The sequence below is a fragment of the Bacteroides ovatus genome (genome assembly GCF_001314995.1).
GTDB classification, from domain to species: Bacteria; Bacteroidota; Bacteroidia; order Bacteroidales; family Bacteroidaceae; genus Bacteroides; species Bacteroides ovatus.
Window position 1 is genome coordinate 5,639,494 of sequence record NZ_CP012938.1, and the last position, 23,167, is coordinate 5,662,660.

The 23,167-nt window shown below is 42.2% G+C and carries 12 protein-coding genes; 9 read left to right on the forward strand and 3 right to left on the reverse strand.

The genetic code is table 11. From position 1 onward, the window contains the following. Positions 1-35 precede the first annotated feature (35 nt). From Bovatus_RS21355 to Bovatus_RS21365, 3 genes are read right to left on the reverse strand one after another with little or no spacing between them, the layout of a single operon-like run. On the reverse strand, positions 36-1,955 hold the full coding sequence (locus tag Bovatus_RS21355) for a DUF5123 domain-containing protein (protein WP_004301513.1): 1,920 nt from the start codon (positions 1,953-1,955) through the stop codon (positions 36-38). A 15-nt stretch (positions 1,956-1,970) separates the two neighbouring features. Further along, positions 1,971-3,878 (reverse strand): RagB/SusD family nutrient uptake outer membrane protein, encoded by a 1,908-nt coding sequence (locus Bovatus_RS21360; protein ID WP_004301514.1) that lies wholly within the window; start codon positions 3,876-3,878, stop codon positions 1,971-1,973. A gap of 25 nt (positions 3,879-3,903) precedes the next feature. Further along, positions 3,904-7,161 carry a SusC/RagA family TonB-linked outer membrane protein gene (locus Bovatus_RS21365; protein WP_004301515.1) on the reverse strand — a complete coding sequence of 1,086 codons (3,258 nt, stop codon included), beginning with the start codon at positions 7,159-7,161 and terminating at the stop codon, positions 3,904-3,906. A 346-nt stretch (positions 7,162-7,507) separates the two neighbouring features. Between Bovatus_RS21365 and Bovatus_RS21370 the strand changes: the two genes are divergently transcribed. The 9 genes from Bovatus_RS21370 to Bovatus_RS21410 all read left to right on the forward strand — a co-directional run bounded on the left by Bovatus_RS21370 (position 7,508) and on the right by Bovatus_RS21410 (position 23,149). Continuing rightward, the gene (locus tag Bovatus_RS21370; protein ID WP_004301517.1) at positions 7,508-8,302 is read left to right on the forward strand and encodes a LiaF transmembrane domain-containing protein; all 795 of its coding nucleotides are present in this window, start codon (positions 7,508-7,510) and stop codon (positions 8,300-8,302) included. Between the two features lie 3 nt (positions 8,303-8,305). Beyond that, on the forward strand, positions 8,306-9,124 hold the full coding sequence (locus tag Bovatus_RS21375) for a LytTR family DNA-binding domain-containing protein (protein WP_004301518.1): 819 nt from the start codon (positions 8,306-8,308) through the stop codon (positions 9,122-9,124). 118 nt (positions 9,125-9,242) lie between these two features. After that, the gene (locus Bovatus_RS21380) at positions 9,243-10,772 is read left to right on the forward strand and encodes a pectate lyase (protein WP_004320967.1); all 1,530 of its coding nucleotides are present in this window, start codon (positions 9,243-9,245) and stop codon (positions 10,770-10,772) included. Between the two features lie 395 nt (positions 10,773-11,167). Beyond that, positions 11,168-12,052: a hypothetical protein gene (locus tag Bovatus_RS21385; RefSeq protein WP_004320966.1), complete on the forward strand. Its 885-nt coding sequence runs from the start codon at positions 11,168-11,170 to the stop codon at positions 12,050-12,052. A 12-nt stretch (positions 12,053-12,064) separates the two neighbouring features. Beyond that, positions 12,065-13,870 carry a DUF5123 domain-containing protein gene (locus Bovatus_RS21390; RefSeq protein ID WP_004301523.1) on the forward strand — a complete coding sequence of 602 codons (1,806 nt, stop codon included), beginning with the start codon at positions 12,065-12,067 and terminating at the stop codon, positions 13,868-13,870. 34 nt (positions 13,871-13,904) lie between these two features. Next, positions 13,905-16,292 carry a BACON domain-containing protein gene (locus tag Bovatus_RS21395; protein ID WP_004301524.1) on the forward strand — a complete coding sequence of 796 codons (2,388 nt, stop codon included), beginning with the start codon at positions 13,905-13,907 and terminating at the stop codon, positions 16,290-16,292. Between the two features lie 44 nt (positions 16,293-16,336). Continuing rightward, complete coding sequence (locus tag Bovatus_RS21400; RefSeq protein WP_004320965.1) at positions 16,337-19,549, forward strand: SusC/RagA family TonB-linked outer membrane protein; 3,213 nt, start codon at positions 16,337-16,339, stop codon at positions 19,547-19,549. A gap of 25 nt (positions 19,550-19,574) precedes the next feature. After that, on the forward strand, positions 19,575-21,476 hold the full coding sequence (locus Bovatus_RS21405) for a RagB/SusD family nutrient uptake outer membrane protein (protein ID WP_004301526.1): 1,902 nt from the start codon (positions 19,575-19,577) through the stop codon (positions 21,474-21,476). A gap of 20 nt (positions 21,477-21,496) precedes the next feature. Next, the gene (locus Bovatus_RS21410; RefSeq protein WP_004301527.1) at positions 21,497-23,149 is read left to right on the forward strand and encodes a DUF5123 domain-containing protein; all 1,653 of its coding nucleotides are present in this window, start codon (positions 21,497-21,499) and stop codon (positions 23,147-23,149) included. Positions 23,150-23,167 lie beyond the last annotated feature (18 nt).

Genomic DNA, 23,167 nt, shown 5'->3' on the forward strand with positions numbered 1-23,167 from the left:
CCAGACTTGACGGAAAACCTTGTAGTTTTATTTAGTTATTTGTTCCAACGTTGGTCACCGATGACTTTGTATTCTTCAGAAACATTGTTGCCATAAGTCAATGTGAATTCGGAATTAGAATCAGTGCATGAGAATAATTCAGATGAACTTAAAGTCATAGTGTCATATGTTGTAGAACTAGTTGTATTAGTGAATTTGAAGTCACTAGTAGCATAAACTTTCTGCCAACTAACATTTGACGGTGCAACTGTTGCCGAATTAAAGACTTTATAATTAGTGTTACTTGCAGCGAACAAAGTATTTGAAACATTAAATGTACATGTTGCTCCAGTAATATCTCTCATTAATTGCTCACCAGATGTTGTTAAGCCATAGAACGTACAATTTTCAATATTAGTAGTGACATTCTGTTGAGTGTTTGCTGTTCTTACTATTGATGAAGCGGCTCCAATGAAGTTTGCAATGGTAGAATTGGTTAGATTTAATTTGAGAGATGCGAGAGAACCTGCACCACTACTTCCTGTTATATCGCTTGCATGTAGAATGCCATAATGTCCACCTTGTAATCCTTTGATAATACAATCGTCAATTTCTATTGTTGTATTTGCATTACTTGTTGTTTTACGTACACGAATAACACCACGGAAATCTCTTATCATACAAGATGAGATAACTAACTTTTCTACAGAACCAGAATTAGTCTTACCTTGATTATCCAAATAAATGACAAAATTGCCACCTTTATTTGTAGAATAAATATCTAGATTATAGAATTCAATCTTTTTACATTGTCCAGAGAAATCAATGTTATTAATTTCTACACTTGGTTTTGTTTCGCTTCCCCAGAATACAATTTCCTCAATGTCAGCAGGAATACTGTTATTAGGCAGAATTATTGATGCATCGTTGCTTATATTAATCAGTACCTTTCCACTCAAAGTAGACCAATCTACATTTTCCCATTCTATTTCAGTATAACCCGTCGGTTTACCTTTCTTAGTTGTAAAGGTGATACGGGAACATATAGAGCCGTTTGCGAAAGCATAAGCCGTATATTCCGTACTGGAAGCCAAACCTGTGATTGTCACCTTATGTGCAGCAATATCTGCTGGTGATAATTGGGTTCCTGATTCAGGTACTCCTTCGGTAGAAAGAACACAAGCATATTCATCTACATCCACCGTTTCTTCCCATGAGAATACAGCTGAATTTGCTGTTATATCACTGATGGTAGATTCGATTTCCAAACCAGGAATGGTAACAGTCTGTGAACCACGCGGATTATTTTCATTATAAATAGTAATTGTGTATTCAGTGAACGACTTCAAATTTTCAACCCATGCTTCACCTGCGGCAGCTTCTGTTGACGAAATAACACGTGAAGTTGCTTCTGTGGCACCTGTTTCCATGATTTCGAAATGATCGACTGCTAATCCGGCTTCCCATGACATGCGTACTTTTCCTTGACCTTCAGGTAAGTCTTCAGTAGTTGGGATATTCAGGATAGCTTCTTCCTTAACTGAAGCAAAAGTCTTTTTATAATTTACCCAGCGAGATTCTTTCTCTCCGGAAATAGACTTGATACGCATATAATAAGTCGTATTTACAGCCAGATTATCCATTGTGTAAGGTGACTGCTTGATCCGGTTGGCAGGATCATTTCCATAAACGATATTTCCATTTTCTTCTGATCCCATTGGAGTTTCGTCAGTCATCTCGTTAGGACTAATCTCGATAATGTAATAGTCGGTATTAGATGTTGAGCTCCAAGTTACTACCGCTCTGGCTACTTTACTGTCTGTTTCTACACTGATTCCGTTTTCATCAGTTCCGAAAGGACGGCTGTAGGAAGAGTCAATATCCCAATCACTTTTCTCTGTACACGAAGATACAGCCAAAGAGGCCAGGAGCATGAAAGCTCCCATTCCCAATATATTTTTTATATTCTTCATCATTTTACGATTTTAAGATTAATCCGAATAACCATAAGAGTTATGTAATTTACCGTTTGAGGTAGAGATGGTTGTAGAAGCTATCGGCAATAAATAACGATTCTTCACAGCCTTGTTCAATCCGCCAGAAATACTAGGCAAGTTTACTTTCAGATTCTTTTGCTCCTTGTCACTGGTTTCAGCTCCGAAGAAGCTCTTGTTTTCATATTCTCCACCTACTTTAGCTCCAAATACGAGAGAAGTCATATCGATATACATCGGATTGTCCGTGCGATATTTATAGTTCACATACTGTGGATATGTACCATTATACACTGCATTTGTATATTCGTTTTTGAACTCGTCTATTTTTTCGCTCAACAGGTTCCAACGGATTAGGTCGAACTTACGAACACCTTCTCCTGCCAGTTCCCATGCATTTTCGTCAACAATTGCATCGAAGAAGTCTTTTCCCATTAGAGCAGTCCATGCAGCATCACGTTTGGTTGCATCGGTGAAAGCACGGTCGTGTACTTCTTTCAGGGCTGCTGTGGCTGTTAATGTACAACCTTCGGCTGTTGCACCCTTACCATAAAGTTCGTTCACAACTTCGGCATACATCAGCAATACTTGCGGATAACGCATTTTCACTACGTTGATACCGGAACAAACTTTCTGATCGCTGGCCAATACAGCTGCGTACCATTCAGAGTTTTCCATCATCTTACGATAATCCCATTTTCCACAATAAAGACCGAAAGGAGCATTTCCTAACATATATTCTTTAAATACTTTGGTGTTTTTGTCTGTAGAAAGTTGTGAAATAGCACAAGTCAGATCGCGGCGGATATCTCCTTCGCCAAATGACAGATAATAAGGAGCAGTCAGTTTCAACTTACCGGATGAGTTACCTTTCGGACCGAATAGGGAACTGGCACCGTTTATACGATATCCGATAGTATATCCCAGCTCACCACTTTTGTTTAGTCCCATTGGAATCTCGAACAGGTTTTCTTGATAAGTCTGATCTAGTTGTCCGATATTTATTAAACGCCAGTATTCTTCTACAGAAGGATTCAGTTTATGTTTTCCTGAACTGACAACAGCTGCCAGATGTTTTTCGGCCAATTCGAATAGTTCTCTACGTTTGGTATCGCTGCAACGTTGAGTAGGATAAGTAGCGTCACTGTTATCTCCGGTGATATATCCGTCTTTAGCTTGTTCGCGGATAGCATATCCGGCACGTGTCATTGCAATGTTAGCCAAGAGAGCGTGAGCATAGCCTTTGCTTACATGTTCGGTTGTATAACCGTCTTCACCAGCCCAAGGTAAATATCCGATAGCTTCCTCGAGTTCAATTATCAATTCATCCATGATATCGTCACGATCTGCCTTTCCAATGTAAACATTAGACAGGTCGCTGTTGGAAGATTCTGTTTTGAAAGGAATATCACCGAACAAGCGGATCAGATCGAAATAAATCATCGCACGCAATGTCATCGCTTCTGCACGGAATCTCATCATGCTGGTACGGGTTGCTCCTGCTTGTTGTATCAGTTGGCTATTGTTTATACCATCTACTACCAGATTCGCATTCTCGATTACTCCGTACATGGCATCCCATACTTTGGAAAGTTGTGACCATCCCGGATTAGCGTTGTAGTTCATATTACCACGTTCGCTGGACGTGTTGCTTGCATCCGTACCCAAACCGTCAATCAGTTCACAGTCGGTATTGGTTCCGGCAATGATAGGTAGGAAGTTAGAATAAGTCTGGTCTTGCGTCAGGCTGCCGTAAACTTTATTAAGTGCCAATTCTGTATAATAGGCATTATTAAAAGTTGATTCATTATCCAATTCAGACGGTGAGGTCTGATTCAGGAAGTCCGAACAGGAAGACAGGGCAATTAACCCCAGCCCCAGGAATAATGTCTTATATATTTTCATACGATCAATCTGTTTAATGTTTTAATTAGAATGTAACGTTAATACCACCCACAAATGTGCGGCTCTTAGGATAAGCGGCGTAATCTATACCCGGAGTCATCGCATTTTTCTTACTGCTTGTATCGACTTCAGGGTCTGCTCCGCTGTAGTTAGTCCAACAGAACAGGTTATATCCTGTCAGATAGATTCTCACATTCTGCATAAACGCTCTCCTTACAATTGTTTTCGGAAGAGAGTATCCGATAGTAATGTTATTCAAACGCAGGAATGAGGCTTTTTCTACTGCATAATCAGTCAGCTGCATGGTAGTAGCGCTGGCCGGATTGTACATATTGGCGTTAGCGTTTATTTCATTCAGACGTAATCCTGCTGTTGTCATGTCTCCATAGGTATTAAGGACATCTGTAGAGCTGGACGACAGGTTCAAACCAGTTTCCGGATCAATCCATGTGTAACGGTTAGACAGTCTGAAATCATTGTTTAAGTTATAACCGGTTCTTGAACCTGAACGGAAAGAAGCTGCCAGTTTTGTTCCATTGACAATTACATTTCCGAGAGAGTAGTTGAAGAATACATTGAAGTCGAAATTACCTACGCGACCATCGAATCCAAAACCACCGGTTGTAGGAGCGATAGTGTTACCCAAACGTTGTTTGAGAGGGTTACCATCTTTATCACATTCCAGTTTCAAACCACCCGGATAGTATTTACCACCGGTGATAGTAGGACTGTTATCTTGCATTCCGTCTTTTAATCCCCATTCGCTACCTGCCCAAACCAGTTCGCCGGTAGGGTTGGTGACAGGATCATATACAGTATAATAACCGTTTGTCTTATATCCCCAAACTTCACCCAAACGTCCGCCTTTCTCTACGCGGAAGTCTTCGTATTTGGCCATTGTACTACCTGACCAGTTACTACTTTGCCAGGGAGAGTCTGTATTCAGTTTATCAATGCGGTTGCGGTTGTAAGCAATGTTGGCATTGAAGTTCAAAGAGAAATTCTTTTTATCAAATAAAACAGCACTAACAGACAATTCTACACCTTTATTGGATGTCTGTCCGAAGTTCTTGTACTGATAGTTATATCCGGAGAGAGAAGGAATTTCAGTACGCATCAATAAGTCTCTGGTTGTATTCCAGTAAAAGTCGATAGCACCGGAGATACGATTGTTCCAGAATCCATAGTCAATACCGATGTTACGGGTAACTGTTGTTTCCCACTTCAAATCGGGGTTGTATAAGTTCGTTCCATGTTCCAACATGGTAGTGCTTTCTCCGTTGAAGAAAGGATTGCGTGCATCATTACCTCCCAAAGAGTAAGTGGTGGAAAGCAAACCGGAATTGATACGGTTGTTACCGGCAGTACCGAAGCTTAAACGTAGTTTCAAAGCTGACAGCCAGTCTTGAGTGTTACTCATGAAAGCCTCGTCAGAGATACGCCATGCCAAAGCTGCTGACGGGAAAACACCCCAACGATTTCCGGAACCGAACTTGCTCGAACCGTCTGCACGTACTGTAACAGCAAGCAAGTATTTATCCATCATAGTATAGTTCACACGACCAAAGAATGATAATATGTTTTCTTTTGCAGCAATGGTAGATTGGTTGGCTAAAGCTTTGCCCGAACCCATATTTGCTTTCATATCATCGAAATTCATAGTAACAGGGAAAGCTACAGATACATTTTCTATTGATTTCCTTTGGCTGCTGCTTACTTCATGTCCGATCAATACATTGAGTTTATCACGACCTTTGAACAGTTTTTTGTTATCATAGGTCAATGTGTTGGCATTACGCCAGCTCATCGTCTTTTCTCTCAACAGGTAGGCTTGTGGCTGACCGTTATATCCATATTTAGAATTAGATACTGCATCTACTCCCCAATACTGTTCTGTATCGTCAAACTTCCATCCATATCCGAATTCGGAACGGAATGTCCAGTTCTTGAATGGTTTCCAGTTTAAACCTACATTGTAGTTCTGGTTGAAAGTATTGCGGGTTTTATCCGTTGCAAGCAGACGTTCCAATGGAGATTTCTGTTGTGCCGAACTGTTTTCTTCGTCGTCATCACTGTATTTAAGTGAATCAACCGGACGGAATACGGTAGCATTAGCCACAGTTGAATTGGCAGCATTGGATTCATTGGTATCAGCACCACCACCTAAACCGTCAATGGTAGAGTAACTTAACCGGGCGTTAAAGTCCAGTGTCATCCATTTATTCAGTTCTGATTTAATTTTTGCATTTACATTGTCTTTTTTGAAGCCGGAATTAAGCATGATACTTTTTTCTTCATTATGGGCATAGCTGACACTATAAGTCATTTGCTTGGTTCCGCCACTTACATTAATGTTGTATTGTTGCTGGTTTCCAGTACGTCCGAACATCTCGTCTTGGTAATCGGTACCATCAATAGAACGCCAGATATCCATATCGGCAAAGTTTCCATAATCCAGAGAACCGATTTCACGCTGATAAGCAACGAAATCGTAAGGACTCAAGACTTCAGTCAGTTTGGTTACCTGTTTAAAACCGAAAGAAGCACCGAAGTCTACTTGCGTTTTACCTTCTTTTCCGCTCTTGGTAGTAATGATGATTACACCATTTGCACCACGGGCACCATAAATGGCTGTGGAAGAAGCATCTTTCAATACGTCGATGCTTTGAATTTCCGAGGGAGCGATATCACTAATGCTTGAAACAGGGAAACCGTCTACAATATATAAAGGAGAGTTATCCTGTGATAGTGAACCACCACCGCGAACACGGATCTTTATATCTGCATCGGGAGAACCTTCAGTAGTAGTAACACTAACTCCGGCAAGTTTACCGGTAAGGGCTTCAGATGCACTTGCTACTGGTATAGCAGCTAAGTCTTTGGCACTAACAGAGGCTACAGAACCGGTTAAATCTCTTTTATTGACCGTACCGTAACCAATTACTACGACTTCGTCCAAAGCTTTCGAGTCGTCGACCATTTGTACATTAATTGTTTTTCTACCTTGAACGGCTACTTCTTGAGTTTTCATACCTATGTATGAAATAACCAATGTTTTTTTGCCATCAACTTTAATAGAAAAATTACCATCTAAATCTGTAATCGTACCATTGGTAGTATTACCTTTTTCTACAACAGAGGCTCCAATAACAGGCTCTCCGCTGGTGTCTTTCACGTTACCTTTTACGGTAATCGTTTGCGCAGATACGCTAAGCGATATTGCTGAAAATAGTATTAGCAATAAGGAGCGCATGTTTTTCACTTTGTTAGACATTCTTTGCATGTTTATTAATTAATGGTTGTTGTTTGATATTTCATAAAAATCCCGATGAGAGTTCATTCATCGCTACAAAAGTATGAGAATGAAGATATAGTGATGTGCAATATTTGTTTTTCACCTCGTATTTTTTGTTTTTTAGTTTGTTGCGAGGTGTAGTTATTAGCTTTGAAGGGTGTTATTTGTGTTCTAAAGGCCGGCAAATATACGAATCAGAGATTTATAAATTGATTTTTTCACCGGTTTTTATCCGGCATTCATCGGAATTTATACCGTAAATCAACTGAAAAGCCTGTGGAAGCATAGGGAAATGATGTATCTTTGAACCATTAATCAATTAATAATAGAAACAATGGAAGAGAAACAAAATTTTCCCCGTGCTACAGGCTTTTCCGGTAAAATACTGATAGCTTTGCTTTTTATCCTTTCCGGGATTCTACTGTTTGCCCGTAATATGGGATGGATAACTTCAGAAGTATTTGATTTGATCGTATCCTGGCATTCACTCCTTATATTATTAGGTATATATGCAATGATTCGCCGCCATTTCATCGGTGGAATCATCCTTTTTCTGGCGGGTGTTTATTTTCTGATAGGAGGACTTTCCTGGTTACCGGAAAATTCACAGGCAATGGTGTGGCCCCTCGCTCTGATAATAGCAGGTGTTTTATTTATCTTCAAACCCGGCAGAAATAAGAGGGCGCAATGGGCTCGTCAGCATACAATGGAACATCGTCGGCAATGGATGAAGATGCATCAGGGTAGACCCGGCATGAACTTTGAGAGTGAGCAACAACAATCGGAATCAGTAGATGGCTTTTTGCGTTCGGAGAATGTCTGGGGAGCTGCACGTCACGTAGTACTTGATGAGTTGTTTAAAGGAGCCATGATTCGTACCTCTTTCGGGGGGACGACTATTGATCTTCGCCATACCCATATTGCACCGGGAGAAACCTATATTGATTTGGATTGCAGTTGGGGAGGAGTCGAGATTTATGTCCCGTCGGATTGGACAGTCGTCTTCAAATGCAATGCTTTCTTTGGAGGATGTGATGACAAACGCTGGCAAAATGGGAATGTAAACAAGGAGAATATATTGGTCATTCGTGGAACGCTTTCTTTCGGAGGCTTGGAAGTTAAAGACTAGCGTATGAAACCACATCCGATAATAGATTATCCATTCCGCTGGATTCCGATGCTGGTGCTGGCGTTTATTCTGGTTGCGACACAGGTGGCTTTAGTCTGTGGATATACCGGAAACGACTATCTTCCTGCTCTGGTAGATGGAGTGGCAACAATTGGTTGGCTGGCAGCCATAGCCTATTTGGCCTGGTTTGTGGTCGGTCTTGTTTCGTTGTTCCAGACGGATATAATCATGATAATCGTTGGAAGCCTATTATGGCTGGCGGGTAGTTTTATGATCTGTGATATCATGGTGAGGATTGTAGGCATATCCTATATTCCTTTTGTGCAGACCATACCTTTCCGGTTATTGTTCGGGCTGCCAACCTTGATTGCCATTACTTTATGGTATCGCCTGATCGTAACTAAAGAAGAAGTACAGAATCAGGAACTGGATAAAGAATTGGCTGCACATCAGCTAACTGTGACCGAACAACAAGGAGAACCACAGACAGAATTAATAGATCGCATTACGGTGAAAGACGGTTCCCGCATTCATCTGGTAAAGACAGACGAACTGATCTACATACAAGCCTGTGGAGATTATGTAATGTTGATAACCCCTACCGGAGAATATCTGAAAGAACAAACTATGAAATATTTTGAGACCCATCTGTCTCCTGATACTTTTGTGCGTGTGCATCGTTCTACGATTGTCAACGTAACACAAATTTCGCGGGTCGAGCTTTTCGGAAAAGAAACTTATCAGTTGTTATTGAAGACTGGCGTGAAACTTAAAGTAAGTCTTTCCGGTTACCGGTTATTAAAAGAGCGGCTGGGGATCTAAAATTTGTTCAATCTTATCATAAAAACTGATTTTTCCCCTATATCGGTCAAAAAATGAATGTCAGAATGAAAAGCTTCCACTACTTTTGTTTCCATCATCTAATAATGTGAATAAGGAAATGAAAAGAAAATTAGTTTATGTTTGTCTGCTGGCAATGGTTGCGGGAGGAATGATGTCCTTTTCCTATGACATACCCGAAAAACAGGAGACAGGCGGCCGGGAAGATCGAGTGATCTCTTTTCCCGGAGCTGAAGGACACGGTAGATACACGACAGGCGGCCGTGGTGGTAAAGTGTATCATGTGACTTCTTTGGAAGACGATGGTTCGCAGGGGACTTTACGTTGGGCTTTGAAACAAAATGGACCTAAAACGATTGTCTTTGATGTGGCAGGTACGATTCATCTGAAATCGGAATTACGAACAGGGAAAGATCATCTCACCATTGCAGGACAGACTTCTCCCGGAGGAATCTGTCTGGCTGATTATGGCTTTTCTATTAATTCTAATAATGTAATTATCCGTTTTCTTCGTTTCCGCCCCGGAGAAGCCAGTGGGAAAGAACCCGATGGGTTGGGCGGCTGTGATAAGAAAGATATTATGGTAGACCATTGCTCTGTCAGTTGGAGTGTAGATGAATGTCTTTCCGTTTATGGTATGGAAAACTCTACGGTACAATGGTGTATTGGCTCTGAAGCATTAAGAAAAGCGACTCATGTAAAAGGGGCACATGGATATGGAGGCAATTGGGGAGGACATAAAGCTTCTTATCACCATAACCTGATCGCTCACTGTGAGAGTCGCGTGCCTCGTCTGGGCCCTCGTCCTTCTACATTAGCTCTTGGCGAATGTGTTGATATCCGGAATAATGTTTTCTACAACTGGGCTGGAAACGGTTGCTATGGCGGGGAAGATCAGCATGTCAATATCGTCAATAACTATTATAAACCGGGACCGGCAACAAAACAGGCTTCCAAACAGGTGCAATATCGTATTGCCAAAGTCGGAGTTTATCCGCAAGCTTATGTTTACGTTGATGGAGAACCCAAAAAGAACTTGGCTTTTCAACCTTACCTGCAGAAATGGGGAACTTTCTATATTGATGGAAATAAGATAGAAGGTAACAACAAAGTTACTGCCGATAACTGGACGGACGGAGTCTATGCCCAGTTGAAGAATGATGAAAAAGTAGATTTCCTCTGGACAGAAGATGCCAAAGAATCTATCCGTCTGAAAGAACCTCTTGATTTTGGAGTAATCACTACTTATTCGGCTGACAAGGCTTATGAACAGGTGATGAACTATGCAGGTTGCTGTAATTATCGTGATGAAGTAGACAAACGTATCATTTCCGACACCCGGAAAGGAACGGCAACTTTCACCGGAGAAGGAAATAAACCCGGATTTATCAATAGCCCCAAAGACACAGGCGATTCTCCCTGGCCGGAATTATCAATAGCAGGTCTTTCGGCACCGGTAGATTCGGACGGTGATGGCATACCTGATGAGTGGGAAATAAAAAACGGACTTGATCCGAATAATCCCGTAGATGGAAATACAAAAACGAAAGATCCGAATGGACAATATACGAATCTTGAGGTATATTTGAATAGTTTGGTGCAACATATAGTCGATGCACAGAACAAATAGGTAATCAGCAATTCCCCGTTCAATGCGGAGAATTTAGATGATATGCCCTTCAGGTGTTTTATGATAACATTTGAAGGGCATATCTTTTTTGTGCATGGCTATACCAGAGGGGCACTTTTTTACCCCAGTCCGTTTTTTACTCCTTTTCTACTAAATCTTACTCTATCTTCTCTTGCTTAATCCTCAATTTTGCACTGGTGAAAGAACAAAAAAATCACTCTAGCGAAAAACATCATTAATGTACAATGAAAATCTAAACAAATGAGAAACATGAAGCCAGCACTTATAATAGCCAATCCTCCTTAGGCTTGAATCCGCCTTTTAAAGAAAAAGGGCATAGAATTTTTATTCTTTTAATAATTGTATATCTTTAAATTATATATAAACTAATATTTATGAAACATCTAGCAAGTTTATTTCTTCTGTCATTTCTGCTTTGCTGTTCTTGTTCACAGCAAATGGATGATGAATGGAAACCGAATGAACAACTTCCCAATGTGCCCGAAACCCAACCGGTTGGCGTTTCTTTCAGTAGGGCTAGTCTTGAAACTTTTGCTGAACATGGAATTACAGAGGTCGGTGTTTATGTCTACCTGCAAGATTCCATGGTATATGGAAAAAATCTCCCTTTAAATAATGGAGATTTAAAAGTCGACCTTCCTTTAGGAGAAAATCTGCAAACCTTCATCGTGGCAAATGCCGATCATCTGGTGGATACAGATAGTCTTTCCAAAGTTGTAGTTTATCAGGATGCTCATATTCAAAAGCCGGTTTATATTTCGGATGTCGTAGGCTTTACTTCAGATAACTCGGTCAGTTCGCTCAACGTAGAATTGAAACGTTTAGTCGGGCAAGCAGTGTTCCAGCCGAAAGAGACGGAGGAGGAATTGAGTGCTATCACTCGTTTTGACCAGTTGAATGTCACTTTTACAAATGTGGCAATAGGCTATAAAGTAAAGAGTAAAGAATGTATTACAGAAAATGTGACCATCTCCACTAATCTTTCTACCGGCTTTGGAGCTTCGGTTTATTCATTTCCCACAGTGAATGGAGATTCCAGAACATCTATAGATGTGGTATATCTGAAAGGAGGCGAGGAGGTGAATCGCATCATCAGCCCTCTTGATACCGGTATAGGCTTTGAGTCTTCCAAGCGTTCTACCGTACATATGAAAATTACGGATGAGAATTACTTGGACGAGCCGTGGCTTTCGGTACGCACAGTCATGTATAAGAGTACATCCACTCAACCGTTTACAATAGAAGTTTCAGAATTTTAAAACAGGAGTTATATGAGAAATATATTCTATTCACTGACGGGAATAATGCTCCTGTTGGGAATAACAGCTTGTTCGGAAGAAGAACGATATGCCACTTCGGTAGTAAAAGAGATACAACTGTTTCTGGATGACGAACCGTGGGCGGTGAACACAGGTGCCTCTAACAAACCCCTGTTTATCTATACAGCCGATGGTGAGTATGTAGCCAACTATTCGTCGCTTTATCGCTTTCAGTTGCCCAATGGGAGTTATAACATTATTTCTACCACACAATCCGATTCTATTCCCAGTCCGAAGAATCTGAATGATATTGTGATACATCAGGATCCGACGGCTAAAACAAAATATGCCATTTCGGCACCGGTGGCGTATAAATCCCCGTTCGACGAACCGCTTAGTGTGCGTATGTACAATCGTACAGGTGTGCTTCGTCTGAAGTCTACCGATCGTAAATCGGATAAAAGCTACTCGAAATTACGCGCAGTCGTTTCTTCACCAATATCAGGATATAAACTATCGGATGCTACTTTTGTAAAAGCTCCGACAGATGTGCAACGCGAGAAAGAGACAACAACCGGTGGAGTGAACTACACCGATGACTTTGTATTGTTTCAAACGCAAAGCGAAGGCGGAACAGTATCTGTGCGTATCGACTATCTGGATAAGAATAATACGGTAGTCCAATCTAAAGCTATCGATGGCACATTCCCCATCTTGCCTGATGATACGGTACAAGTGGCGTTTGCACTGAACAACGTAGATGAACCGATCATACAAGATTACACTGTAACAATTGCTTCGGAAGGATGGAACGAAGAAGATATCAATCCGGAAGCTCCGATGAGAATTCCTGACGGATACAGATATGTAAGTCCGGAAGAGAACCTTGAATCAATCTGTAAATCAATGCTGGCGGATGCTTCTGTAAATGAGGTGAAACTTTTCCTGAAAGCAGGTGCTACCTATAAATTAGGTACACAGACCGAAATACCGAAAGCTCTCTACATCATGGGACAGGCACCGGGTGATGGTGAAGAATTGGCATTTATGGAAATGGGCAACATGAGTATCAACTGTCCTGATGCCATTATTGAAGCCTTCCACTTCGAGAATCTGAAAATAAAGGTGACAACTTCCGATTTCTTTAAGTTTAAAAACCAAGCTTTCCATGTATCTACTATCTCTTGGAAGAACTGTGAAATCAGCGATTTGGTACGTACAATGTGGTATCAGGAAGTAGATGCTGCACAGAAACAGATTGCCGATCATATTGTGATTGAGAATTGTCGTTTCTTAGGTTTGAATTCCGGTGGAAGTGGCCTGTTCGGTCTTTCTACCAAGCAGGACGCGCCGGTACACAACTTTGTGTTCAAGAACTCTACGTTCCATGCCAACAATCTGACAAGAGCTTTGATAACCGGTTTGGGCAGTATGACAGGCGAATTGAATGTGACAATAGAGAATTGTACATTTGTGAGTATGGCTCCTGCTGCAATGACCTTCTTCGACTTAAATCCGAAGAATACCTCTTCATTCCACTTAGTTGTCCGTAATAATCTCTTTAGTGGTGTTTGTGAAGTCGGACAGGGAACTTGGTTCACTACAAGAAACGTCACAAGCAAGACTTTCGAGAATAACTATCGCACCAATGGCTTTGTAGTGGCTAACTGGGGAGTTGATACTGCTGAAATACCGGTAGAAACAGCTCTCCCTATGGAAACACTCTTCAAAGATGTGGCTGGTAGAGATTTCACTATTACTGATAAAAACTCCGAAGTATATACAAATGGAATTGGTGATCCGCATTGGATTAAATAATCAATAGAGTATTAACAATATAAAGATATAAAACATGAGATATTTTCTATTCATATTATTGGTAGGATTGTTGAGCGCATGTAGTTCGGACGACGAATCTAATGCGGGTGCAACAGCTGCCAAACTGGAAGTGTCGAAGAATGAGGTGAAGTTGAGTAACGTAGACGGTTCGTTTACAATCAACGTAACGGCTACCTCTACATGGACTGCCGAAGTGACCTCGACAGGCGACTGGTTGACTATATCAAAAAGCTCCGGAGAGGGGAATGGTGATCTCCGTTTGTTTTTTACCGAGAATACAGACGGTCCCAAGCGCACCGGAACAGTAAAAGTATCAATGTCGGGTGCAGGCTCGACATTGGAACAAGAGATTAGCGTAGAGCAACTGGGGGCCGATCCCGATATTTTGTTTGATTATTCATCAGACCCTTTGTCATTCCGGGGAGGTACATTCACCTGCAAAGTAGTGGCAAATGTGGAATGGGAACTGGAGATAGCAGCAGAGTACGACTGGATCAAGTTGAAGGAAGCAACTCCCAGAACCCGCAGTTTTGTGACGGATGAAGTAACATTTGCCGTAGATGCAAATGCAAACAAAACCAGAACAGCCGTCCTGATATTCAAATCCGTAGGAGATTATACATTGCAGCGTGTCCTGAAAGTGACACAAGACGGTGTAAGCGGTGAGGTGACGATAGAACAGGATGAGTATATCATTCCTTATAAATGTCCTAAACTGGTTATCTCGGCTCCGCAAGGAGAAAACCCGGTAGATTACGATGCTGTAATATCCGAGAGTTGGATTACGCAGGATAAGAAAAACTCTACTGCCAATGAAGTCGTATTGAATATCGAAAATAATGAAACAGTCTTTCCACGTACAGCAACGGTAGAGATGTTGGATAAAGTAATTACCATCTTCCAATATGGTAAACCCGATACAAGCATCGGTGACGATCATTCTACTTCTATACTCGCTTTCCCGGGTGCCGAAGGTGGCGGTCGTTTTACTACCGGTGGTCGTGGCGGCGAAATCTATCGTGTGACCACGCTGGCAGATTATAACAAAAACGAAACCCCTATTGAGGGCAGTTTACGCTATGGAATTGAGAAATCCAACCAACCACGCACCATTATTTTTGATGTATCCGGTATCATCGAACTGAAAAGAGGGCTGTATCTGAATGAATATCCTAATTTGAGTATCATTGGTCAGACCGCACCGGGCGACGGTATCACATTGAAGAATTACAACTTCACCTTTAACCTGTCGAAAGATCCAGCTATTGGTGCAGGTGGCAGTCTGAATGCTATTGTTCGTTTCTTGCGTTGCCGTCCGGGCGATCAGTTTGCCGATTATGGAGAAGATGCGATTGGCGGACGCTATTTCAAAGATGCCATTATCGACCATATTACAGCCGGATGGAGTGTGGATGAAACACTGACTTTCTATGGCGTACAGAACTTCACGGCACAATGGTGTATCGCTTCTGAAAGTATGAACCTGTCTAACCATGCCAAGGGTGCTCATGGTTATGGTGCTATGTTTAGTGGAGATAATGCTTCTTTCCACCACATACTGTTAGCACACCACGGTAGCCGCTGCCCGCGTATCTCCGATTTGTCTGCTCCCGGTACACAAGAATCTTATGACTTTACCGGATATTTCGATGTGAGGAATAATGTCTACTACAACTGGAGTGGAAGAGGACAAGGCAGTTATGGCGGAAAGTATGCTGCTTTCAACCTGACCAACTGCTATTATAAACCGGGGCCAGCTACCGGAACAAACAACCGTTCTTACCGTATCCTGTCAAGTGATCCTACTGCCAGAGCTTATATCAATGGCAATTATGTGTTAGGTAACACAGGTGTCACGGCTGATAACTGGACAGAGGGTGTTTGGGGACAATTCGATTCTTCACTGGGTACGGTTCCTGAAGCAGAAAAGCAAGCTATGAAGATGGCAGATTACCAACCTTTCAGCAAACTGACCAGTCACACGGCTGAACAAGCTTACGATAAAGTATTGGAATATGCCGGAGCTTCTTTGCGTAGAGATGTGATAGATCAGCGTATCGTTCGTGAAGTAAAGAATGGTACTTACACCTATATCGGTTCCAAACCTGAAGAAGACGGCAAAGCCAAGCAACCCGGTATCATTGATACAGTATCAGATACTGAAGGTTACATTAAGGTGAAGTCGTTGAATCCCTGGCCTGATACGGATGGTGATGGAATTCCTGATATTTGGGAAGAAGCTTACGGGTTGAATCCTAACGATCCGAGTGATGCACAAAAAATCAGTTCGTCGGTTGATCCTAACGGACGCTATCCGAACATCGAAGTTTATTTCCACAACTTGGTTCAGCACATTATCTATTATCAGAACCAAGGCGGAATAGTAATGGAAAAGAAATAAAGGTGTGGAGCAAATAAATCTATTTACAATAAAAGCATAGAATGATGAATAAAATAATCATAAGCATATTTATCCTGCTGTGGGTAGCAGTGGGTGCTATGGCACAGACTGCTACCGTGACCGGTATGGTGACCGACGATATGGGGCCGGTAATTGGTGCCACAGTAACGGTGCAAGGCACTTCAATAGGTGCAACGACCGATTTGGATGGTAAATTTACATTGACCAGTGTGCCCAATGTAGCCAAGGCCGTGTTGATAGTTCGCTATGTAGGTATGGAAGAAGCAAAAGAACCGTTGAAAGGACGTACCTCGAACATTAATATCCACATGAAAGAAGCTGTTGGAATGTTGGACGACGTAGTCGTAATCGGCTATGGTACGCAGAAAAGAGGTAATCTTACCGGTTCTATCGCCAGCGTATCCGGCAAGATATTGGAGAAAGTACAGACCACTTCTGCTGCTGAAGCCATCGTCGGTAAACTGCCGGGTGTGCAGGTGACAGCTGTAGACGGTTCGCCGGATGCTGAAATTAAGATTTTGGTACGTGGTGGCGGTTCTATTACACAAGATAACAGTCCGCTTATCATATTGGACGGATTTGAAGTAAGCAGTCTGAACGATGTTCCACCTACCGATATTGAATCTATCGAGGTCTTGAAAGATGCGGCTTCCACAGCTATCTATGGTGCGCGTGGTGCCAACGGTGTAATCTTGGTGACAACCAAACGTCCTGTTGAAGGACGGGTTGTCATTAGCCTGAACACTTATGTGCAGACCAAAGAACTTTCCAACAAACTGGATGTGATGGACCCTTACGAATTTGTATTGATGCAATATGAAAATGCGCGTCAGAAAAGCTCTAATCCTACAGCTTTTAATAATAAGTATGGACATGCTTACGAACACTACATCTATCAGGGAAATGCCGGAACTGACTGGCAGGACGAGGTGTTCGGTTCCAATCCGGTGGCCAAATATGTAGACCTTAGTGTGAATGGTGGTACGGAGAAAGCCAAATATAAACTATCCTTTATCCATCAGGACCAACCGAGTGTGATGGTAGGCAACGGACTGAAACAAAACAATATGAACGCTTCTTTCAACTTCAAACCTTTTAAATTCCTGACGTTGGAATACCGCACGCGTTTGTTGCATAAGGAAGTAGATGGATCCGGTACGGAAGGCGTTAGTTTGTTGACTGCTTTGCGTGAAAAACCGACTAAGGGTCTGGATGAATATATGAAACTTCCCGAAGACGATACGTATTTCGATCCCGATCAACTGGAAGAGGAAACTCTTTTTGATCCCAAAGAAGAATCGAAAAGAAATTATAAAAAGAGAATCAACAAGTCGCTCAATACGATGGGAGCCGTGACCTGGGATATTATGAAGGGTATGACTTTCCGTAGTGAATTTGGTTTCGAGAATAACTCTGAAGAACAACGCCGTTTCTGGGGTATGGAGACCAGTAAAGCTCGTAGCAACAATAACCAGCCGGTGGCGGAATGGAGCATGAAACAAGGTACCAAGTGGCAGCTTACCAACGTGTGGAACTACAACTTTATGCTAAAAGAAGCACATGATATCCGTCTGATGTTGGGACAGGAAATCAAGCATAACCAGACTACTACCAAAACTTACTCTACTCGTTTTTTTCCGGAAAATATCACGGCAGAAAAGGTCTTTGATAATTTGTCGCTGGGTACTCCTTATGAGAACTCCTCGTCAGCGGCCTCTCCCTCTCGTATTTCTTCATTCTTTGGCCGTATCAACTATGGCTATAATGATAAATACCTCGCTACGGTAACGCTGCGTGCCGATGGTTCTTCCAAGTTTGCCAAAGGTAACCGTTGGGGATTCTTCCCGGCAGGAGCGTTGGCATGGCGTATCTCTAACGAAGACTTTTTGAAAGATAATCAGGTCGTATCCAACTTAAAGTTGAGATTAAGCTACGGTTCTTCCGGTAACGACCGTATCGATGCCGACCTTTATCAGAAATTGTATGGGGTAAGCAGTTCCCGTCCTGCCGGATGGGGAGAAGTCAGCCACTATTACTATAACTTCTATAACTCTAAATATGTGTACAATCCTGATGTGAAATGGGAAACCACCATCACACGTAACATTGGTATTGACTTCGGTTTCTTTAAAGAACGCCTTAGCGGTACGATTGATGTGTACTGGAATACAGTCAAAGATTTGCTGGTGCCTTCGGATATTCCAGGTTACACAGGCTACACTAAACTGATGACCAATGTGGGACAGACATCCAATCGGGGTATAGAACTTCAACTGAATGCCTGGCTGATAGAAACGAAAGACTTCTCACTGAACGCCACATTCAATATCGGTCATAATAAAAACAAGATTGATAAACTGGCAAGTGGTGAAAAAGAATGGATTCTCACTTCGGCCTGGAGAAATGACGTCGTGAACTCTGATGATTATCGTGCCTATGTGGGTGGTACCAGTGGTTTGATTTACGGTTATGTCAATGATGGATTCTATACCGTAGCCGATTTTGAATCTTTCGACTCCAAATCCAGAACATGGAAACTGAAAGAAGGAGTGGTAGATTCAAGCCCATTGTCCGACACTCCGCGTCCCGGTAATGCCAAGTTCAAGAAACTCACTCCGGTAGATCCCAACAGCACCAATCCTTATCAGCTGACAGAAGCCGACCGTACTGTTATTGGCAACACTACTCCGAAATTCTCGGGAGGTTTTGGTCTGAATGCTACTTATAAAGGATTTGATATGAGTATGTTCTTCAACTTTATGTATGATTTTGATGTACTGAATGCCAACAAAATTATGCTGACCACTTGGGCGGACAATAAAGAGAACAACTTCCTGATGGACATCGCTTCAGATAAACGCTGGCGTAACTTCGACGACATGGGTAATGAGATCCGTTACAGTCCGGAAGTACTGGCAGAATTCAATAAGAATGCTACCATGTGGAATCCCACTTCCATCGGACGCCCCATCTGTATGTCGTATGCCGTGGAAGACGGTTCATTCCTGCGTCTTAATTCAGCTACCCTCGGTTACACCTTACCAAGTGTGTGGACGAAGAAAGTCGGTTTGAGTAAAGTGCGTTTCTATGTATCGGGCAATAATCTGTTTACCCTTACCGGATATAGTGGTTATGATCCGGAGGTGAACATCGCTACCGGTTTGACACCGAACATTGATTATAACCGTTATCCGCGTAGCCGTACCTATACATTTGGTGCACAGTTGACTTTTTAATTGAAATCTATAAAATGAAAGAACAATGAATAAGAAACTAATATACTCACTCATTGCCGGAACTATGTTCACTTTGACGTCTTGCGATGATTTTCTTGATGTGCAGCCCGCCTCCGGCTTTACTCCCGAGTACATATTTTCCAGCGAATCGGAGATGAAAGCGTTGATGACCCGTATCTACTCTTCCATGACGGAAGACGGATTGTACGGAAGTAACCTTGCCAGCGGTTTGAATACGAATACCGATGTGGAAATGAGTTCGTTCAAGAACAACACTGTCAGTACCAATGGCTCGGATATAGGCTGCTTTGATTCCCGTCCCACCTGGTCGGTATTGAACGCTACTTGGAACAATATCTATTATGCTATCAATTATGCCAACGACTTTTTGCAGGCTGTGCAGGAGTCACCATTGTTTTCCGATAAAGTAACAGGTGATACTCCTTCCGAAACACAACAGATGTATGGAGAAGTGAAAACTCTTCGTGCCATGCTCTATCTGGACTTGATCCGTACATGGGGAGATGTAGTGTTTATTATCAAACCAACGGAAGCGACCGATGACTTCTTCAGCCTGGGTACTACCGACCGCAATGTCATTCTGGAATATCTGATTGATGACTTGATAGCTGTAGAACCGATGATGAAATATGCAGTCGATTTGGATTATGGCGTAGAACGTGCTTCACGCGAATATTGCCAGTCGCTTATCGGACAGTTGGCTCTCTATCGGGGTGGTTGGACTCTTCGTGCCGACAAAGAAGATGTGACTCACGTAGGTTACATGGAACGAGGTGATAACTTTGAACATTATTATGAGATTGCCATCACTTATCTGGGGAAGGTAATCAAAGAAAGCAAACACGACTTGACTCAAAGTTTTGAAAACTTGTGGGTAAATGAATGTAACTGGAAGACTGCCAACAACGATGATGTCATGTTCGCTGTTCCGATGCTGAAAAGTGTCACCAGTCGTTATGGCTATAATATCGGTGTTACTATTGCAGAAGGTAAGCACTCTTATGGCAGCGCCCGCAACTATGTAACTTTCTGCGGTACGTATGTTTATTCGTTTGATAAGGATGATTTGCGTCGTGATATGACTTGTGTACCTTATAAATATGATAAAGACCTGAATCAGGAGATTGATATGGGAGTGACTGGTATGGGTGTTGGTAAATGGTCCAAACTCTATATGCAGTCTCCGCTGGGTGCTTCCAGTGGTTCTAATACAGGTATCAACAGTGTACGTATGCGTTTTGCAGATGTTTTGCTGATGTATGCTGAAGCAGTCAATGAACTTTACGGACCGCGTGACGATGCCAAAGAAGCACTGAAGCGTGTTCGCCGCCGTGCTTTCGATGCGGCTCAATGGACGGATAAAGTAGAAAGTTATGTAGAGAGCCTGACTAATGAAGCAGATTTCTTCCAAGCAGTCATGGATGAGCGTAAATGGGAGTTTGGTGGTGAAGGTATTCGTAAATACGATCTTGCGCGTTGGAATAAATATGGTGAAGTTATCTACAATCTTTATAACGAGATGACTAATTGGGGATTGGTAGCTAACGGAGCTTACGTACCAGGCATTGAGAAAGTACCGTCTAATATCTATTACAAGCAAGTGACGGACCCTGAACATTCTGATAGAAAGGTATTAGACATTGTAGGTATTGACGAATATGGTCCCGGTGTAGGTCGCCCTGCCGGTTACACAGTATTGGAGTATGCGTTGGGATGGAGAGTGTTGAACAAAGAAACACAGCTTTATGAAACGTTGGATGCTATTTCATGGAGTTTCCGTGGATTTATCAACAAGAACAACGATCAATTAGTGAAACCTACCGATCCTGTGAGATACCTGTGTCCTTATCCTGCAAAGGTTATAACAGACCATCGCGGATTGATTCGGAACTATTATGGATACTAATCAGTAAAAAGACAAACGTTATGATAAAGTTATTACGAAAACTTGCAACGGCTATGCTGCCCGCACTCCTTTGCGGCACCCTGTTCATAGGCTGCGAGGCAGATGATAAATATACGAAAGTGGACGACCTGTTCCAGCCCCGGTTTGTATTGGAGAAACCGGAGGTGAAAGCAAACTCTGTGACATTGGTATGGTATAAAGTGAACGATGCTATCTCTTATACGGTACAACTACATCAGGATCAATATTATACCAGCTTGTTTATGGAGATAGAAACCACTGATCCTTATGTGTTTATCGATGATATTCCTTACGGAACTACTTTCTATATTCGTGTACGCAGTAATGCTGCCAACGCTACCAACAACTCGCAATGGAAATACACCAGTGCCTCTACTGAAGCTCGTCCGGAATATGCCCAACTGGTGGAAGATGTTTCCAAAACCGAAATTACGGAATCATCGGCTATCATTCGCTGGAAGAAAGACAATAAACAGAATCCGGTGGATAGTATAAGCATTATCCCTATGATGAATACGACACTGCCTGGTATTAGCCGCTATCTGACCATTGAAGAAATGATGCAGGGATTTGCCGAGGTGGATGGTTTAACGAAGAATACACTGTATGCTGTCAACCTGTATGATACCAGTAAACCGCGTAAATATGACAAACCTTATAATCAGGTAACGTTCCGTACGGCAGGCCCGTCGGCTATGTCCATACCGGTAGGCTTGGATGACGATTTATCTGCGATGTTGCTGAACAACGATGTCGATCCTGAAGTGCCCGAAGGTACAGAATACTATTTGCCTGCAGGTTCTTCTTACCGCGTCACTCCGTTCGCTTTGATGAAAGGCTTCCGTTTGGCCGGTAGTCGTGATGGAGTTAAACCTATTGTTGTTTTGGAAGGTAGTTGGAGTATTGCAGAGGGTTCTTACCTCTCCAGTCTGGAGTTTGATAATATTGAATTCCGTCATGAAGCAAACAATAACTACTTTATGAATACCAGCAAGGCATACACAATAGAGAATGTCAGCTTTGTAAATTGCGACTTCATAAGTCTTCGCCGAGGTTTCTGGCGCCATCAGTCCGCTAATGCCAAGTACATTATGAATCTGGAAATGGAAGGATGCCGTTTCGAAGGTTGTGGATGGCAAACAAGTGCTTATGGTGCATTTAATCTTCAGTCTTTCGACAAAGATAACGGAGTTTCTTATGACCAGGTAGACCGTGCAATCTTCCGCAACTGTACATTTAGCAACGACAATGATGGAACCAATGGTTATGGCTGGGGTAACCTTTTCTATGCTCCTTATATGGATAAACCTATCGACCTGGAATATAAGAATGTAACTATTTACAACTACAGCCGTAATCAACGTCTGATTAACATTGAATCTGCCGTAGGTTCTAAATTGGTAATGGAAGGTATCTTGTTGGCATCCCCTTGCGGTGACTTGTTTGCTATCGGTGCTAACACTACTACTACATTCTCTAATAACTATACCACCGCAGACTATACATTGGGAGGTAAGAATATGAATGCGACCGATTTGAAAATTACGGCAGCCGAACTGTTTGCCGATCCGGCTAATGGAGACTTGACGATTAAGGATACCTCTTCTCCGATTGTAAGCAACCGTGCCGGTGATACTCGTTGGTTGCCTTAAATTTAAATTGAGAATATG

Excerpts from the sequence above, each read along its gene's own strand:
- Bovatus_RS21375 (WP_004301518.1), top strand. The coding sequence starts at position 8,306 with ATGAAACCACATCCGATAATAGATTATCCATTCCGCTGGATTCCGATG.
- Bovatus_RS21390 (WP_004301523.1), top strand. The coding sequence starts at position 12,065 with ATGAGAAATATATTCTATTCACTGACGGGAATAATGCTCCTGTTGGGA.
- Bovatus_RS21370 (WP_004301517.1), top strand. The coding sequence starts at position 7,508 with ATGGAAGAGAAACAAAATTTTCCCCGTGCTACAGGCTTTTCCGGTAAA.
- Bovatus_RS21395 (WP_004301524.1), top strand. The coding sequence starts at position 13,905 with ATGAGATATTTTCTATTCATATTATTGGTAGGATTGTTGAGCGCATGT.
- Bovatus_RS21365 (WP_004301515.1), bottom strand. The coding sequence starts at position 7,161 with ATGCAAAGAATGTCTAACAAAGTGAAAAACATGCGCTCCTTATTGCTA.
- Bovatus_RS21410 (WP_004301527.1), top strand. The coding sequence starts at position 21,497 with ATGATAAAGTTATTACGAAAACTTGCAACGGCTATGCTGCCCGCACTC.
- Bovatus_RS21355 (WP_004301513.1), bottom strand. The coding sequence starts at position 1,955 with ATGATGAAGAATATAAAAAATATATTGGGAATGGGAGCTTTCATGCTC.
- Bovatus_RS21405 (WP_004301526.1), top strand. The coding sequence starts at position 19,575 with ATGAATAAGAAACTAATATACTCACTCATTGCCGGAACTATGTTCACT.
- Bovatus_RS21385 (WP_004320966.1), top strand. The coding sequence starts at position 11,168 with ATGAAACATCTAGCAAGTTTATTTCTTCTGTCATTTCTGCTTTGCTGT.
- Bovatus_RS21400 (WP_004320965.1), top strand. The coding sequence starts at position 16,337 with ATGAATAAAATAATCATAAGCATATTTATCCTGCTGTGGGTAGCAGTG.
- Bovatus_RS21380 (WP_004320967.1), top strand. The coding sequence starts at position 9,243 with ATGAAAAGAAAATTAGTTTATGTTTGTCTGCTGGCAATGGTTGCGGGA.
- Bovatus_RS21360 (WP_004301514.1), bottom strand. The coding sequence starts at position 3,878 with ATGAAAATATATAAGACATTATTCCTGGGGCTGGGGTTAATTGCCCTG.